The sequence below is a fragment of the Roseomonas sp. F4 genome (genome assembly GCF_053891155.1).
Genome location: NZ_JBSSHK010000002.1, coordinates 998,998 through 1,013,826, shown reverse-complemented (window position 1 = coordinate 1,013,826; position 14,829 = coordinate 998,998). Strand labels below are relative to the sequence as shown.

Annotated in this window: 15 protein-coding genes; 7 read left to right on the top strand and 8 right to left on the bottom strand. The window is 70.0% G+C overall.

Annotated features, from left to right (window positions below; all coding sequences use genetic code 11):
• The first annotated feature begins 49 nt into the window (after positions 1-49).
• Positions 50-940: a LysR family transcriptional regulator gene (locus ACVFYP_RS12245; RefSeq protein ID WP_499200449.1), complete on the top strand. Its 891-nt coding sequence runs from the start codon at positions 50-52 to the stop codon at positions 938-940.
• Here ACVFYP_RS12245 and ACVFYP_RS12240 read toward each other — a convergent pair.
• Genes ACVFYP_RS12240 through ACVFYP_RS12230 form a run of 3 tightly spaced genes read right to left on the bottom strand, consistent with a single transcriptional unit; the run spans position 937 to position 3,670 of the window.
• Complete coding sequence (locus ACVFYP_RS12240) at positions 937-1,695, bottom strand: carboxymuconolactone decarboxylase family protein (RefSeq protein ID WP_499200448.1); 759 nt, start codon at positions 1,693-1,695, stop codon at positions 937-939. The genes ACVFYP_RS12245 and ACVFYP_RS12240 overlap by 4 nt on opposite strands.
• On the bottom strand, positions 1,692-2,672 hold the full coding sequence (locus ACVFYP_RS12235; protein WP_499200447.1) for an MBL fold metallo-hydrolase: 981 nt from the start codon (positions 2,670-2,672) through the stop codon (positions 1,692-1,694). The genes ACVFYP_RS12240 and ACVFYP_RS12235 overlap by 4 nt, the downstream gene beginning before the upstream one ends.
• Positions 2,673-2,689: 17 nt before the next feature.
• Positions 2,690-3,670, bottom strand: a complete 981-nt coding sequence (locus ACVFYP_RS12230) for a Bug family tripartite tricarboxylate transporter substrate binding protein (RefSeq protein ID WP_499200446.1) — start codon at positions 3,668-3,670, stop codon at positions 2,690-2,692.
• Between the two features lie 243 nt (positions 3,671-3,913).
• Between ACVFYP_RS12230 and ACVFYP_RS12225 the strand changes: the two genes are divergently transcribed.
• The 5 genes from ACVFYP_RS12225 to ACVFYP_RS12205 are packed head-to-tail and all read left to right on the top strand — an operon-like array spanning position 3,914 to position 7,771.
• A complete protein-coding gene (locus ACVFYP_RS12225; protein ID WP_499200445.1) occupies positions 3,914-4,891 on the top strand; it encodes a Bug family tripartite tricarboxylate transporter substrate binding protein in 978 nt (325 codons plus the stop codon).
• A gap of 5 nt (positions 4,892-4,896) precedes the next feature.
• Positions 4,897-5,670, top strand: coding sequence for an enoyl-CoA hydratase/isomerase family protein (locus ACVFYP_RS12220; RefSeq protein ID WP_499200444.1), 774 nt, complete (start codon positions 4,897-4,899; stop codon positions 5,668-5,670).
• A gap of 1 nt (position 5,671) precedes the next feature.
• The gene (locus ACVFYP_RS12215; protein WP_499200443.1) at positions 5,672-6,115 is read left to right on the top strand and encodes a hypothetical protein; all 444 of its coding nucleotides are present in this window, start codon (positions 5,672-5,674) and stop codon (positions 6,113-6,115) included.
• The gene (locus tag ACVFYP_RS12210; RefSeq protein WP_499200442.1) at positions 6,115-6,558 is read left to right on the top strand and encodes a MaoC family dehydratase; all 444 of its coding nucleotides are present in this window, start codon (positions 6,115-6,117) and stop codon (positions 6,556-6,558) included. The genes ACVFYP_RS12215 and ACVFYP_RS12210 overlap by 1 nt, the downstream gene beginning before the upstream one ends.
• Positions 6,559-6,565: 7 nt before the next feature.
• Positions 6,566-7,771, top strand: coding sequence for a CaiB/BaiF CoA transferase family protein (locus tag ACVFYP_RS12205; protein ID WP_499200441.1), 1,206 nt, complete (start codon positions 6,566-6,568; stop codon positions 7,769-7,771).
• 8 nt (positions 7,772-7,779) lie between these two features.
• On the opposite strand, the gene ACVFYP_RS12200 is transcribed toward ACVFYP_RS12205, so the two are convergent.
• A complete protein-coding gene (locus ACVFYP_RS12200) occupies positions 7,780-8,514 on the bottom strand; it encodes a maleate cis-trans isomerase family protein (protein WP_499200440.1) in 735 nt (244 codons plus the stop codon).
• Positions 8,515-8,651: 137 nt separating this feature from the next.
• Here ACVFYP_RS12200 and ACVFYP_RS12195 point away from each other — a divergent pair, with 137 nt between their 5' ends.
• On the top strand, positions 8,652-9,521 hold the full coding sequence (locus ACVFYP_RS12195; RefSeq protein WP_499200439.1) for a sugar phosphate isomerase/epimerase family protein: 870 nt from the start codon (positions 8,652-8,654) through the stop codon (positions 9,519-9,521).
• Positions 9,522-9,531: 10 nt separating this feature from the next.
• On the opposite strand, the gene mdoH is transcribed toward ACVFYP_RS12195, so the two are convergent.
• The 4 genes from mdoH to ACVFYP_RS12175 form a co-directional block, all read right to left on the bottom strand.
• On the bottom strand, positions 9,532-11,712 hold the full coding sequence (gene mdoH / locus ACVFYP_RS12190; protein WP_499200438.1) for a glucans biosynthesis glucosyltransferase MdoH: 2,181 nt from the start codon (positions 11,710-11,712) through the stop codon (positions 9,532-9,534).
• Positions 11,700-13,220, bottom strand: a complete 1,521-nt coding sequence (locus tag ACVFYP_RS12185; RefSeq protein ID WP_499200437.1) for an OpgD/OpgG family glucan biosynthesis protein — start codon at positions 13,218-13,220, stop codon at positions 11,700-11,702. Before ACVFYP_RS12185 ends, mdoH begins: the two co-directional genes overlap by 13 nt.
• A 216-nt stretch (positions 13,221-13,436) precedes the next feature.
• Positions 13,437-14,150: a hypothetical protein gene (locus ACVFYP_RS12180; RefSeq protein ID WP_499200436.1), complete on the bottom strand. Its 714-nt coding sequence runs from the start codon at positions 14,148-14,150 to the stop codon at positions 13,437-13,439.
• A gap of 41 nt (positions 14,151-14,191) precedes the next feature.
• Positions 14,192-14,740: a hypothetical protein gene (locus ACVFYP_RS12175; RefSeq protein ID WP_499200435.1), complete on the bottom strand. Its 549-nt coding sequence runs from the start codon at positions 14,738-14,740 to the stop codon at positions 14,192-14,194.
• Positions 14,741-14,829: the final 89 nt, after the last annotated feature.

Here is a 14,829-nt window from a genome sequence, read left to right as displayed (position 1 = left end):
TGCAGGGAATGAAAAGAAACCCGGCCGGACCATGGAAACGTTGCGCACGATGAGCCTGTTCGCCGCGGTCGCGCACCACGGCAGCCTTTCCGCCGCCGGGCGCAAGCTGGGGCTTTCCCCGGCTTCCGTCTCCCGCCAGATCACGGCGCTGGAGGAACAGCTCGGCGCCCGGCTGCTGAACCGCACCAGCCGCAGCATGACCCTGACCGGTACCGGCGAGATCTACCTGCGCCACGCCGAGAACATCCTGCACCAGATCGAGGAGATGCAGGCAGAGGTCAGCCAGCGGGAACAGCAGCCCTCCGGCCTGTTGCGGGTGCATTCCCGCCTGCTCGTCGGCACGCTGGTGCTGATGCCGAACCTGCCGCGGTTCCTGCAGGCCTATCCGCAGATCTCGGTGGAACTGGCCATGTCGAACCACCCAATCGACCTGGCGGAGCGGAACGTCGATGTCGATATCCGCATCGGCAAGCTGACCGAAAGCGCCCTGATAGCCCGGCGCCTGGCCACCAGCGAAAGGGTGGTCTGCGCCGCGCCCGCCTACCTCGCCGCCCGTCCGCCGATCCTGTCACCGGCCGATCTCGCACAGCAGAACTGCCTGACCTATCGCCTCGGCATGGGCCGTTCCGTCTGGCGCTTCGCGCATGCGGAGGGTCCGCCGGTGGAGGTGCCGGTCTCCGGCAGCCTGACCACCGACAATGGGCCGGCGCTGCATGCCGCGGCGCTGGCCGGCATCGGCGTGGTGCTGATGCCCGACTGGTCGGTGCGGGAGGATATCCGCGCCGGCCGCCTGGTGCGGCTGTTCGCGGACCACCGCGCCAGCCATCTGGAATTCGAGAACGGCGTCTTCGCCGTCTACCAGCGCAGCCGCCACCTTTCGGCCCGCATCCGGGTCTTCATCGATTTTCTGGTCGACACTTTTCGAAGCGCCGAACGCTAACCCGGCTGCTCCAGCAGCGACATCAGCGCGGGGATGCCGATGGAGCAGGAATGGATGGAGATGGCGCCCGCCAGTTGCAGCACCTCCGCCAACTCCTCCCGCGTCGCGCCCTCCGCCAAGGCACGGCGGATGTGGAAGCGCATGCCGGGCTCGTAAAGTGTGGCGGGGGAGGCCGCGACGGCGAGGCCGATGAACTCCACCACCTTGCGCTCCAGCGGCCCGGTGCGACGCGGGCTGGTCAGGAACAGCAGATAGGCCTCGACATAGGCAGGCGCGACAGAGAGCAGCGTTTCCACCTCCGCCGGCCATTCGCCCAGCAGCGGCTCGAAGCGCTGGCGCAGCGCGGCCAGATGGTCCGCGGCGACCGGCAGCGGCGCCTGGCGGCCGGCGCGGGCCACTTCCTCCCCCAGCATCGCCAGGCCGCTGCGCGCGGTCCAGGTGCCGAGCGCGCTGGTCAGCTCGATCACCTGAAGGATCTCGGCCGGCGTGGCGCCGGCTTCCAGCGCGAATTCCATGTGCCGCTTGGCGCCGCGCTCGTAGAGATGCGCGCAGGACAGGTCGGCGGCGATATAGACGAATTCGCGGACCTTCGCCGGCAGCGCGCCGCTGCGCCACGGGCCGTGCAGGAAGGCCAGATAGGCTTCGAGGAAGGCGGGGTCGTGTTGCAGCAGACCTTCGTGGAACGGCGCCCAGTAGCGCCGTGCCGCGATCACCTCCGCCTTGAGCCGATCCTTTTCGGCCTCGTCCAGGCTCAAAGCGGCGAACGCCACATGGCGGGGACGAAGCCGTAGCCCTCGCTGCGCCGCGCGACATGGCCGATGGCTGGGAAGGCGAGGTGCGAGCCGGCGACCACGATGCGGTCCGTCGCCGCCATATCGAAGATGCGGCTGCGCGTGCGGGCCGCGAGGTCGGGGTCGGAGTCGAAGGAGATCGACCAGTCTGGCCGGGCGAATTGCAGCGACTGCGTGTGCACCACGTCGCCCCACATCAGGAACTGCGCGCCGCCCGAGGCGACATGCACGCCGAGATGACCCGGCGTATGGCCCGGAATGGCGAGGGTGCGGACACCCGGCGCCACCTCCGTCTCCAGCCCGATGCGGCGCACCCGGCTGCCATAGGCGGCCAGCACGGCGCGGGCCGGGCCGAAGAAGGGGCGCAGCGGCGCCGGGGCGCGGGTTTCCTCCCCGCTATCGGACCAGTAGGCGGCCTCCGCCTCCGCCACCAGCAGCTCGCCGCGCGGGAACAGCGCGGTGCCCTCGGCCGTCAGCAGGCCGGCGGCGTGGTCGCGGTGCAGATGGGTCAGCACGATCGCGTCGATATCCTCCAGCGCCACCCCCGCGGCCCGCAGATTCGCCGGGATTTGGCCAAGGGTCGGGCCGAGCGCCGCGGCCGCGCCGGCATCCACCAGGATCAGCCGCGTGCCGGTGTTCACCAGGAAAGCGTTCACCGCCAGGGGCACGCCGCCGGGCGGGTCGAAGGCTTCGGCCTTCAGCCGGTTGCCGGTGGCCGCGTCGTAGTTGCGGAACAGATTCGGCAGCGCCGCATCCGGAAAGGCGAGATTGCCATCGAGCAGCGCCGTCACCTCGATCTCGCCGACACGGTGCCTGTAGAAGCCGGGGGCCTGGTTTGTCGCGCGGGCTACGGCGGCGGCGGCGCCGTGGCTGCTTGCGGCGATGGCGCCCGCAAGACTGCCCAGCAGCAGGCCGCGGCGCGGAAGGGTGATGCGTTGCATGGTCCTGTTTCCCCAGCCTATTCGGCGCGGATGTTGGCGCGCGTGATGACATCCCGCCATTCGGCGATGTCGCGGCGCAGCGTGGTGGCGAATTCGTCCGGCCCCAGCCCGCGCGGCACCATGCCCAGCGCCAGCAACCGGTCGCGGAAGGCGGGCTCGGCGAGGGCACCCTGCACCGCCTCCGCCATGCGTGTCTGGATCTCCAGCGGCAGCCGCGCGGGCGCCATCAGGCCGAGCCAGAACTCGTTGGAGAAGTCCGGCAGGCCGCTTTCGGTGACGGTCGGCACCTGCGGCAGCAGCGGCGCCCGCTGCGCGCTGGTCACGGCCAGCGCGCGCAGCCGCCCATCCTCCACCAGGCCGCGGGAGCCGGGGATGGTGTCGAAGATGAACTGGATGTCGTTCTGCATCAGGGCGGTCACGGAAGGCCCGCCGCCGCGATAGGGCACATGCACCATCTGTGCGCCGGCCCGCAGCGCGAAGAGCTCCCCGATCAGATGGCCGGAGGAGCCGGTGCCGGCGGAGCCGAAGTTCATCTTGCCGGGATTGGCGCGGGCGAAAGCGATCAGCTGCCCTACATCCCGCGCCGGCAGGCCGGGATTGACCACCAGCAGATAGGGCCCGCTGACGAGCAGGGAGACCGGCACCAGGTCGGTCAGCACGTCATAGGGCAGGTTCTGCTTGAAGCTCGGCTCGGTCGCCAGGACGGAGGTATGGAACAGGAAGGTGGTGCCATCCGGTGCCGCGCGCGCCACCGCCTCCGTGCCGATGGAGCCCGCCGCGCCGGCACGGTTCTCCACCACCACGGGCTGGCCGAGGCGGCTTTGCAGGACGGTGGCCAGCAGCCGCGCCACCGGGTCGGTGGAGCCACCGGGAGGATAGGGCACGACGATGCGGATCGGCCGGTCCGGCCAGCGGGGCTGCGCCAGGGCGGGACTGGCCAGCAGGGCGGTGGCCGTGCCCGCCAAGTGAAAAGCCTGCCTGCGGCTCAGCTTGCGCATCTACGCTTCCCCCTTTGTCCCATGCCGTTGCGCGGCCGGATTGCGGCGACGTTAGGCATCGCGTGGCGGCAGGTGAACGTCACTCCGCAGCACGGCATCCTTGCGCCAGATGAAAGGATGAAAGGCGCCTGCGGCCATCCCGGCGTTGCATCCAGAGCAAGGATGCTGCTCATCCGCTGGGCGTTGTCCGCACCGCCGGCGCGCCGCAAGACTCCCGGCAACATGGATCGGGAGAAGAAACGGATGCAGGCGACACGCCGCACGCTGCTCGGAATGGGGGCTGGCCTGATGCTGGCTGCGCCGGCCTTGGCCCAAGGCAATGCACCCTTTCCCAGCCGGCCGATCCGCTTCGTGGTCCCCTTCGCCCCTGCCGGCGGCAGCGACATCGTGGCGCGGCTGCTGGCGGAGGAACTCTCGCCCCGCCTCGGCCAGCCAATGGTGGTGGAAAACCGGCCCGGCCAGGCGGCCTCCGTCGGCGCCGCCCATGTCGCCCAGCAGCCACCGGACGGCCACACCATCATCATCTGCACCCCGGGCGTGCAGATGACCAATCCCTTCCTCTACAGCAACCTGCCCTATGATGCGGAACGCGGCTTCACGCCGCTGGTGCATATCGCCTATCTGCCAAACATCCTGGTGGTGCATCCTTCCCTGCCCGTGCGGAACGTGGCGGAGTTCATCGCCCATGCCCGCGCCAATCCGGACCGGCTGAGCTTCTCCTCCACCGGCCCCGGCAGTTCCAGCCATCTGGCGATGGAGCTGTTCATGAGCATGAGCGGCACGCGGATGACCCACGTGCCCTATCGCAGCTCCGGCCAGGCCTTGGCCGATCTGATGGCCGGCCGGGTGCAGGCCAGTCTGGACAGTTTTGCCGCGATGATCCCGGCGGTGCGTTCGGGCAGCCTGCGCGTGCTGGGCATCTCGACCGAGCGGCCGCTGGAGGATCACCCGGAGATCCCCGCCATCGCCGAAACGCTTCCGGGCTATGAGGGCACCACGCTGCTCTACATGCTTGGCCCGGCCGGCATGCCCGCGCCCGTGGTGCAGCGGCTGAACGCCGCCTTCAACGAGGTGCTGGCCCTGCCCCGCATTCGCGAGCGATTCCGCGAGATGGGCATGGCGGCCTCCGGCGGCACGCCGGAAGAACTGGCGCAGGTCATCACCGACGGCCGCGCCAAATGGCGCGCGGTGATCGAGCGCGCCGCCGTGAAACTGGATTGAGCCGCATGGATTTGCAGACCTGCCGCCTGACGGTGGCCGAAGGTATCGCCACCGTCACCCTCGACCGCCCGCCGGTGAATGCGCAGAACCGCCGGCTGCGGGAGGAGCTGACCTGGATCCTCGACAGCTGCAGCGACCGGCGCGACGTGCGCTGCGTGGTGCTGACCGGCGCGGGCAACAGCTTCTCCGCCGGCGCCGATATCAAGGAGCGTGTGGGCCTGGTGCAGGAGCCGGGCGACTACATCTCCCACAACCGGCTGACTCGGGAATTCTTCTACGCGCCGATGGATTGCCTGAAGCCGGTGATCTGCGCCGCCAACGGCCCGGCGATCGGCGCCGGCTTCGCGCTGATGCTGTCCTGCGACGTGATGTTCGCCTCCGAGACCTGCTGGGTGCAGATGCCGGAGATCGATGTGGGGCTGGCCGGCGGCACCAAGCTGCTCTCCGAGCATTTTGGCCGCTCCAAGGCGCGCGCCATGTATTTCACGGGCCGCAAGGTCCCGGCGGCCGAGCTGTACCGCCTCGGCCTGATCGAGGCGGTGCTGCCGGCGGAAGCGCTGCTGCCCGCCGCGCTGGAAATGGCGCAGGAGATCGCGGCGAAAAGCCCGCTGGCGGTGCGGGAGATCAAGCGGTCCTTCAACGTGGTGGAGAGCATGCCCTATCGCGAGGCCTATCGCTTCGAACAGACGGTAACGGAAGGGCTTTCCCACACCGCCGATGCGAAGGAGGCGCAGCGCGCCTTCGTCGAGAAACGCAAGCCCGTCTTCAAGGGGGAATAGGATGGCAACCGGCCGCTACACCAGCGACCTCGAGGAAGGTGACCGGCTCGGGCCGGTGGATGTCGTGATCAGCCCCTTCCAGGTGCGCGAATACTGCCACGCGAACGAGCTGCACCAGCCCTGCTTCCAGGACGAGGCGAATCCCATCGTGCCGCCCAGCATGGCGCATCTGGAGAAGCTGCGCTTCTACACGCTGTACTGCCCGGGTGGCTGCGGGCCGAATGCCCGGGTGCATTTCACCTTCGACGTGCGCTGGCATGCGGCGGTGCGCGCCGGGCAGGCGCTGGTCGTGGAAGGCGTGGTGCGCAGCCGCTACATGAAGCGCGGGCGCGAATTCATGGATGTGGACATCACCATGCATGACAAGGCGAGCCACCGCCTGCTGGTCGAATACCGCGACACCGTCTGCCTGTCCTACCGCGAAGCCGCAAAGGATGCCGCGTGATGCAGCTGCGCGAAGGCGACGAGATTCGCTCCGCCCCCCGGCTGATGACGCGGGAGCGCATGCGCTGGTACGTCGATGCCCTGCCGACAGTGGAGGCGAATGACGGGCGCGTGCATTTCAGCGTGCCCACCATTCATGACGACGACGACTATGCGAAGGGCCAGGGCCTGCCGGGCATCATCTCGGACGGCATGATCTCCACCAACTGGATCCTGGACCTGCTGCTGCGCAGCTTCGGCACCCAGGTGCTGGAAGACCCCGGCGCGCTGCTGACCAAGTTCGTCGCCCCGGTCTATGAGGATGTGCCGATCACCTGCGTGCTGCGGGTGGAAGGCGCGCAGGCCCTGCCGCAGGGCGGCCGGCGCCTGGCGCTGAAGGTCTGGGCGGAGGATGGGGCGGGCAAGCTCGTCACCGTCGGCACCGCCGCCGTGAACGTGGCCTGAGCCTCGCATGACCGGTGTGCTGGATGGCGTGCGCGTGCTGGATTTCAGCCGCGTCTTTGCCGGCCCCGCGGCGACCCAGATCCTGGGCGACCTCGGTGCCGAAGTGACCAAGGTGGAGGAGCCGGGCGGCGGCGACGAGGCGCGCGGCTTCGGCGTGACGGCGGAGGTTCTGGCCCGGCTCGGCGCCAGCCCGTCCTTCCTGGCCCTGAACCGCAACAAGCGCAGCATCGCGCTGGACCTGAAATCCCCCGCCGGCCTGGCTCTGGCTCGGCGGCTGGCGGAAAGCGCCGATGTGCTGGTGCACAATTTTCGGCCCGGCGCGATGGAGAAATGGTGCCTGGGCTGGGAGGATTTGCGGGCAGTGAACCCGCGGCTGATCCATTGCGGCTTCTCGGCCTATGGCGAGTCCGGGCCCCTGCGCGACTTCGGCGCCAATGACGTGGCGTTGCAGGCCCATAGCGGGCTGATGCACCTGACCGGGGAGCCGGACCGGCCGCCCGTGCGCGTCGGCACTGCGGGGATCGACCTGCATGGCAGCCTCGGCATGGTCAGCGCCATCCTCGCCGCGCTGCTGCATCGGGGGAAGACCGGGGAGGGTCAGAAGGTCACCTCCTCCCTGCTGCAATCCTCGGCGCATCTGATGAGCTATTTCTACACCGACTGGTGGCTGGCGCGGACCGAGCACCGGCGCATGGGCACGGCGAACCACCTGACCGTGCCGAACCAGGTCTTCCCCGCGGCCGATGGCGACGTGGTGATCATCGCCCCCAGCGACGACATGTGGCGCCGCCTGGCCCGCGCGCTGGACCCGGAACGGCTGGAACGGCCGGAATACCTGACGGCGATGGATCGCCGCACCAACCGGGCGCCGCTGCTGGCGACGCTCACGGAGGTGACGCGATCCCTGTCCTGCGACGAAATCCTGCGGCGCCTGGGCGCGGCCAAGGTGAATGTCGCGCGGGTGCATGATGTGGGCCAGGCGGCTGACCATCCGCAATTGGAGGCCGCCGGCGCGGTGCTGCACTGGCAGCGGGATGGCCATGCCGAGCACGGCGTGGCGCCGCCCTTCACCCTGACCGCCAGCCCCGTCGAGGTGCGCCGCCCGCCGCCTTCAGTGGGCGAGCACACGGCCGAGATCCTGCGCGAAATCGGCCTTGGGGAGCAGGACATCGCCCAGGCCCGTCAGGACGGCGCTTTCGGCAAGGCACGCTGACGGGGCAGCTACCTTCGCCGCGCCGGCCTGTCCCGCAGCAGGGTGCCCACGCCCTGAAGGCGGTCCGTCCGGCGAAACTCCTCCAGCAGCCGCCACATGCCGGCCTGGTTGGTGGAGATCACCGGCTTGCCGATCCGCGCCTCGATCGCCTCGGCAACGCCCAGGCAGGGCATGTTGCCGCCCGGCATCAGCACCGCCTGAGCCTCCGGATGGTCGGCGGCGCAAGCCATCTCGATGATGGCCTCGGCGTGGATTTCGGCGATGGCGAAATTGTCGCGCAGGCCGCCAAATCGGGTCGCCACCACGGCGATCCCGCAGGCGCGCAGATAGTCCAGGCTGGCCTGGCCGATCTCCGGCGGGAAGGGCGCGGCGAAGCCGACCCGTGTGACGCCGAGGGCGGCCAGCGCTTCCTCCACCGTCTGGGCCGCGGTCAGGGCGGGCACGCCGGCCCAGGCCGACATGTCGGCGCGGATCGACGCGTCCCAGTCGCGCCCCATCCAGTAGCTCGCCGCCGTCTGGCACAGCAGGATGGCATCCACCCGCGCATCGGCGAGGCTGCCCACAGCCCGCCGGAGATCGGCCAGCTGTTCCGCCATGCCCGCCGCATCCAGCCGCGTCATGGTCAGGCGCGCGAAGTGGAAGGATAGATCCGGCGGCATATGAGCCGGGTATTCGCGCTCGATCGAGGTGTTGGAGGAGGGGATCAGCATGCCGATCCGCCGCCAGGCTGTGCGTTCCGTCATTCCCACACCTTCTCCAGCGGCCAAGACGCAAGCCCGGCGGCGACCTCGCGATTGGGCGCCGATTCCGCGTGCCTGCCAAGCGGCCGGCACCTCGCCATGCCAGGCCAGGCCGCGCTAGACGGGTGACGAGGACGGCCGTGTTGCGCCGGGGACTGGTGGAGGCGATGGACATGACGGCGGCCTTGCTCCGGCGCCTATCGGCCAATTTCTACATGGCACCGCCCGATTGCGACATCGCGCGGTTCTGCGCCCTGGCCGCCGCGCGCGGGCTGGGTGGCGTCGGTCTCACCGCGCGGGCGCTGACGGCCATGCCCGCCCCGGCCCTGGCGCGGCTGCTGCGCGCGCATGACCTGGCGTGCACCTCCCTGAACAGCACGGGCTATGTGCTGCATGCCGACGCCGAGGCCCGGCGCGGCCAGGCTGCGCTGGACGACCTGCTATTCGCCGCGGCGGCGGAGCTGGCCGCGCCCATCAACGTCATCCTCGGCGGCACGCTGCACGCGGCGGTGGCCGGCGCCGCGCCAAGCCTGCGCGACGCCAGGGCGCGGGCGGCCGAAGGCCTTGCGGAGCTGGCGCGACGCGCCGCCGCCGCGGGCGCGCGACTGGCTCTGGAGCCGATGCATCCCAATGGCCTCGGCACCAAGGGCTGCATCAACCAACTTTCCGATGCGCGCCGCCTGGCGGCGCGTCATGTGGAGGTCGGCCTGACCGTCGACTTCTTCCATTCCTGGTGGGATGCCGATCTGGAGGCGACACTGGCCGACGAGGTTGGGCGGCTGGAGGTGGTGCAGATCTGCGGCGTCATCGTGCCGCCCGATGGCGGTCCGGCCCGACGCGCGGAACTGGCGACGGGACCGGCCGACCTGGTCCTGTTCCTGCGCGCCCTGGACGCGGCGGGCTATCGCGGCGCCATCGAATATGAGGTGTTCCACGACCAGATGCCGGGCACGGAGGTCGAAGGCCTGCTGGATCGGCTGGTCGAGGATATGCGCGACCTGCTGGGCTGATCTTCGAAATTCAGCCCAGCACTGCCGCCATCGGGCGCGGCGCATCCGCCCGCTGGCCACGAGCCAGATCCAGCAGCCACGCCAGGCCCTCGGCATCGGCGAGCAGCGCGGCCTTTTCCGCCCGGTTCAGCGCCGCAAGCGCCTCCTCCAGCGTCTCCGCCTCCGCCACCTTGGCGCGACCGAGCAGCAGGTTCGCGTCCAGCGGGTCGAGGCGGGGGCGGCGCGGCGCGGGCAGCATCCGGGCATGGGCCTGATGCAGGGCTGGATCGGTGGAGAGCCGCCGCACCGCTTCCAAGGGTTCCGCCGTCGCCTGCAAGTCGCGCCGGATGGCATTGGCACGCGACAGCACGGCGGGCGGCCGCGCCTCCTCCGGAATCGCCAGAATGCCAGCCCGCCGCAGCATCGTGGTACCGCGCGCCGTCCAGGCCGCCAGCGGAACCGCCAAAGCGAGACCCAGCGTCACCGGCAGCATCCAGAGCGCCAGATAGGGCGAGACGAGCCAGGAGGCGATGCCGAACAGCAGGCCGAACAGCGTGTGCTTCCAGTAAAGTCGCACCACCGCACGCAGCGGCAGCGATCCATCGTCGCGCTGCTGCGGCTGCCAGCCGGAGTCACGGCCCATGAGGATGGAGACGACGTCGGCGCTCTGCGTCAGCATCGTCACCGGCGCAAGCAAACCCGCCACCACCGTCTCCACCAGCATCGACAGCAGCGATCGCACCGGGCCGCCCATCCCCTGCCGGTCCTGCCGGCGGCGCAGCATCAGCAGCCAGGCGAGGACCTTAGGCACCAGAAGCAGTGCCATGGTGCCGATGAACAGCCACATCGCCCGCACCGGGTCCACCACCGGCCAGTCCGGGAACAGCGAGGGGCCGGAGGGAAAGTAGTTCGGTCGGACGAAGCGCACTTCCAGCGCGCCGAAGACACCGACCACCAGGAACAGCAGCCAGAGAGGGGCGGTGATGTAGCTGCCGATGCCGGTGAACAGATGCAGCCGGCTGATCGGATGCAGCCCGCGCGCCGGCAGCACCGCCGCATGCTGAAGATTGCCCTGGCACCAGCGCCGGTCGCGCACCGCGAGGTCGGTCAGCGAGGGCGGGCTTTCCTCGTAGCTGCCCTGCAAGGTGGGCACCATATGCACCGCCCAGCCGGCGCGTCGCAGCAGCGCGGCCTCCACGAAGTCGTGGCTCAGGATGTGCCCGCCGAAGGGCTTCGGGCCGCGCAGCGTCGGCAGCCCGGCATGGGTGGCGAAAGCGCGGGTGCGGATGATCGCGTTGTGGCCCCAGTAATTGCCCTCGGCCCCATGCCACCAGGCGATGCCCGCGGCGATCATCGGTCCATAGACCCGGCCGGCGAATTGCTGCATCCGAGCGAAAAAGGACCTGCCGCCGACGATCACCGGCAGGGTCTGGATCAGGCCGACGTCCTCATGGCCTTCCATCGCCGCGGCCAGGCGGACCAATGCATCGCCTTCCATCACGCTGTCGGCGTCCAGCACCAGCATCTGCGGATAGGCGGCGCCGAAACGCTGCACCCATTCGGCGATATTGCCGGCCTTGCGCTCCGTGTTCTTGGGGCGGCGGCGGTAGAAGATGTGGTCGTGGTCGCCGGTGCGCTCCCGCAGCGCCAGGAAGGCGGCTTCCTCCGTCACCCAGGCATCCGGGTCCGTGGTATCGCTCAGGATGAAGATGTCGAAATGGGCGCCGCGCCCGGTGGCGGCCAGGCTTTCATGGATCGCCTGGAGGCCGGCCATCACCCGTTCGGGGGGCTCGTTATAGACCGGCATCAACAAGGCGGTGCGGCTGGTGAGCTCCGGCAGCGGCGCGGCGGGGTCGATGCCCAGGCGCCGGCCGCCACCCGCCAGCAGGCTGCCAAAGCCGCAAAGCGCGCTGATGAAGGACAGCGCGATCCAGCCGAACAAGGCGATGAACAGCAGCAGCAGGATGACCTGCAAGGCGGTAGGGCGGCTGATATCCAGCGCCAGCCCCATCTCACGCGCCGCGAAGGCGGTCAGCAGCACAGACCCGCCGAGCACAAATAGGCGGCGCCATGCCATGCCCCGGGGTGCGGAAGGGCGGCTTGTGGGACCGGGCTCCGGCATCCGGCGCAACGACTGCACCGGCATCTCCAGCGGTGCGGGCTCGGGCAGCGCGCGCCACGCCTGCGGCGAGGCTTCGATCACGCCGTCCATCGATAAAGCCAGGTCTCGGTCAGCGGGGTGTCACCGATCTTCAGCACCGCCCGCAGCTCGACCAGCCGGGCGGAGCCGGGCACCAGTTCGAAATGCACCCGCCAGCCGCCATTCTGCGGGTTGCGCTGCACCACCGGATTTCGGATTTCGCCGGCGCCGTTCGACAGCTCCAACTTCGGCGTCACATCCGGAGGCACCTCACCGGCCTTGCCGCCCGCGACATCCAGCACGAACAGCCGCCCGCTGCGCCCCGCGGCACCCAGCCGCGTTTCGGTGAACTGCGCCAGCTCCCGGTTGCCGGGATAGACCGGCATCCAGTGCAAACGATAGACGAAATTGTATTCCTGGCCGGCCCGCATCGGCTGCTCCGGCCGCCAAAAGGCCACGATATTGTCGTGGATCTCGCCATCGGTCGGGATTTCCACGAGCTGGACGCGACCGGGCCCCCAGTCGGAGATCGGCTCCACCCAAAGGCTCGGACGGCGCTCATAGACCGCCTCCAGGTCGTTGTAGCCGAGGTAGTCGCGCCGGCGCTGCATCAGCCCGAAGCCGCGTGGATTGACCTCGGCGAATTCGCTGACCTGCAGGTCGCGCGGATTGTGCAGCGGCCGCCAGAGCTGCTCGCCGCGGGAGGTCGCGATCATCAGCCCGTCGGAGTCATGCACGGCATTGCGGTAGTCGTTCACACCCTCCCGGTCATTGGGCGCGAAGAAGAACATGCTGGTCAGCGGCGCGATGCCTGCGGCGGTCACCTCCACGCGCGGGAACATGGTCGCCTGCACATCGAAGACGGTGTGGTCGCCGGGGCGGATGGTGAAGCGGAAGGCGGCGGCGACGCTGGGGCTGTCGAGCAGCGCATGGACCACCACGGAATTCGCGCCGGCATGCGGGCGTTCCAGCCAGAAGGCGCGGAACACCGGGAATTCCTCGCCCGCCGGATCGGCCGTCTTGATGGCGAGGCCGCGTGCCGAAAGCCCGTAGAGCAACCCGCGCCCAACCGCCCGGAAATAGGAGGCGCCGATGAAGGAACACAGCTCGTCGAAGACGCCCTGGGTGTTCAGCGGATTGTGGATGCGGAAGCCCGCATAGCCGAACTCGGCATCCGGCGGCGCGCGGTCGCCCAGCGTGAAGGCGGTCGGGTCGTAGGGGATGAGCCGCGCCTGGCGCTCCACCACCTCATACATCTCGACCTTCTGGGCGTAGAGAAAGCCGCGATGGAACAACTGCACCTGGAAGCCCAGATCCTGGCCGCGCCACATGCTGCGCTGCGGGTCAAAGCGCAGCGTGCGATAGTCGTCATAGCTGAGATCGGTGAAGGCGCGCGGCAGGTTTGAGGGCGGTGCGCGATAGTCACGCTTCGCCAGATCGCGCGCCAGATCGCGTACAGTTCCGTCGTTGAACGGCTGGCCCGCCGCCTGGACGGCAGGCTGAGCCTCCACCTCCTCCCCCGTGTCGCGCAGGAACAGGGCGGAGGCAGCGAGGGCGGCAAGGGCGGTTCGGCGTTGCAATTCTGGCCCCCAATCGGCGCGGGTGAGATGCCGTGGGCGCCTTGCCAGGCGAATCCAGCGGCTGCCCAGCTAACGGGATGAGGCCTGACCGGTTGCATCGGCGATGCGGCAGCGCAAAAAAAGTCGGGCGGGGCACAGGGCCCCGCCCGGTTCATGGCCGCCGGATCAGACCCGCGACGTTTCGCTGGTCATGGACCTGATCGCGCGACCCGCCTGTCAGGCGACATCGCCCGGACGGCGAAGCGACGGATCATTGGCCAGCGGCAACTCGCCCGGGGCGCGGATCGGCGCCGTGTGGCCGACCGGATTGCGCGCGGGGTCGTGCGAGGTGGCCGCATCCGGCGCCCAGCCGCCGTCGCGCCATTCCTGCTGGCGCGCATCCATGTCGATCGGGCCATGCTGCTCCAGGATGCGCTCGGCCTCGGCGGCACGCGCCTCATCCGTGCGCACGGCCACCAGATGGCCACCGCGACGCAGCCCCTCGGAGTAGGTGGCCGCATGTTCCTCACCGACACCGGCGGAGACAAGGCCGCCGAGCAGGCCACCCGTCGCCGCGCCGACACCGGCGCCGGTCAAGGCAGCGACCAGCCAGCCGGCGGCGACCAGCGGGCCAACGCCCGGGATCGCCAGGGCGCCGATGCCGGCCAGAAGGCCAGCGCCGCCGCCCAGCACGGTGCCCAGCGACGCGCCCGTCGCGGCCCCGGTGCCGGTGGGGGCCTCGTCCACGGTGCCCGCGGGATGCGTCGAACTCACATCCGCAGCGGCGGCGCGGCCGGGTGTGGCGGCCAGGTCGTCGCGCACGGCGGTCTCGCCGGCGCTGCCCATATAGGTGATGTCCTCATGCCGGAAGCCGGCGGCTTCCAGGCTCGCCACCGCGGCATGCGCGGTCACGGAGCTGTCGAAAAGACGGGCGATGGTACGGCTTGTCATGGCTGCGTTTCCTGTCGTTGTTGTGGGACCGGGGCGAACGTTCACGGCGTCGCGGCGATGTTGCCCTGGTAGTCCAGGCCAACGCCGGTCTGCTGGCCGTTGCGCATGGCGCGGCCGCGCCAGATGCCCTGGTCATCCAGGCTCAGCCCCTGCACATCGGCGAAGCCGGCATCGGTGATGCGGGACCGCGCCTGGCCCTCGGTGAAGGAGTTGGCGCCCTGCTGAAGCTGCGACGCCTCGCCGCCGCCCTGCACCGGGGCGGCCCGGGTGGTGGCGCCCGTGGCGGGAGCGGCACCGGGGGCGCCCTGCGCGGTCGTGCCCGGGGGCGGGGAGGCCGGCGAGGTTGTCGCGCCCATGCCGGGAGCCTGGTTGGCCTGGCTGCCAGGCGGCATCGGGGTGGGGTTGGTGCGCTGCGCCTCGGTGCCGGGCGCCTGCGTGCCCTGGCGCGGCGCCTGCTGCGTCATCGGCTGGCCGGTGGGTCCCAGATTGGGGGCGGTGGCGCCGGGGGTGGTGCTCTGGGCGAAGGCCGTGCCTGCCAGACCGAGCGTGGCCGCAAAGGCGCCCGCGAGGGCGATGTGCCGGGTACGCATGGTGGTGGTTCCTCCGTGTTCTGATCAGGTGCGATGCACCCATGCCAATCAGAACGCGGCATTCCCCCAACTGTTCATCTCGGCATCGG

Bases quoted from the DNA above. Each gene is read 5' to 3' on its own strand.
- ACVFYP_RS12245 (WP_499200449.1), top strand. From the start codon at position 50: ATGAGCCTGTTCGCCGCGGTCGCGCACCACGGCAGCCTTTCCGCCGCC.
- ACVFYP_RS12235 (WP_499200447.1), bottom strand. From the start codon at position 2,672: ATGCAACGCATCACCCTTCCGCGCCGCGGCCTGCTGCTGGGCAGTCTT.
- ACVFYP_RS12215 (WP_499200443.1), top strand. From the start codon at position 5,672: ATGGCAACCGGCCGCTACACCAGCGACCTCGAGGAAGGTGACCGGCTC.
- ACVFYP_RS12205 (WP_499200441.1), top strand. From the start codon at position 6,566: ATGACCGGTGTGCTGGATGGCGTGCGCGTGCTGGATTTCAGCCGCGTC.
- ACVFYP_RS12225 (WP_499200445.1), top strand. From the start codon at position 3,914: ATGCAGGCGACACGCCGCACGCTGCTCGGAATGGGGGCTGGCCTGATG.
- ACVFYP_RS12230 (WP_499200446.1), bottom strand. From the start codon at position 3,670: ATGCGCAAGCTGAGCCGCAGGCAGGCTTTTCACTTGGCGGGCACGGCC.
- ACVFYP_RS12210 (WP_499200442.1), top strand. From the start codon at position 6,115: ATGCAGCTGCGCGAAGGCGACGAGATTCGCTCCGCCCCCCGGCTGATG.
- ACVFYP_RS12200 (WP_499200440.1), bottom strand. From the start codon at position 8,514: ATGACGGAACGCACAGCCTGGCGGCGGATCGGCATGCTGATCCCCTCC.
- ACVFYP_RS12180 (WP_499200436.1), bottom strand. From the start codon at position 14,150: ATGACAAGCCGTACCATCGCCCGTCTTTTCGACAGCTCCGTGACCGCG.
- ACVFYP_RS12220 (WP_499200444.1), top strand. From the start codon at position 4,897: ATGGATTTGCAGACCTGCCGCCTGACGGTGGCCGAAGGTATCGCCACC.
- ACVFYP_RS12175 (WP_499200435.1), bottom strand. From the start codon at position 14,740: ATGCGTACCCGGCACATCGCCCTCGCGGGCGCCTTTGCGGCCACGCTC.
- mdoH (WP_499200438.1), bottom strand. From the start codon at position 11,712: ATGGACGGCGTGATCGAAGCCTCGCCGCAGGCGTGGCGCGCGCTGCCC.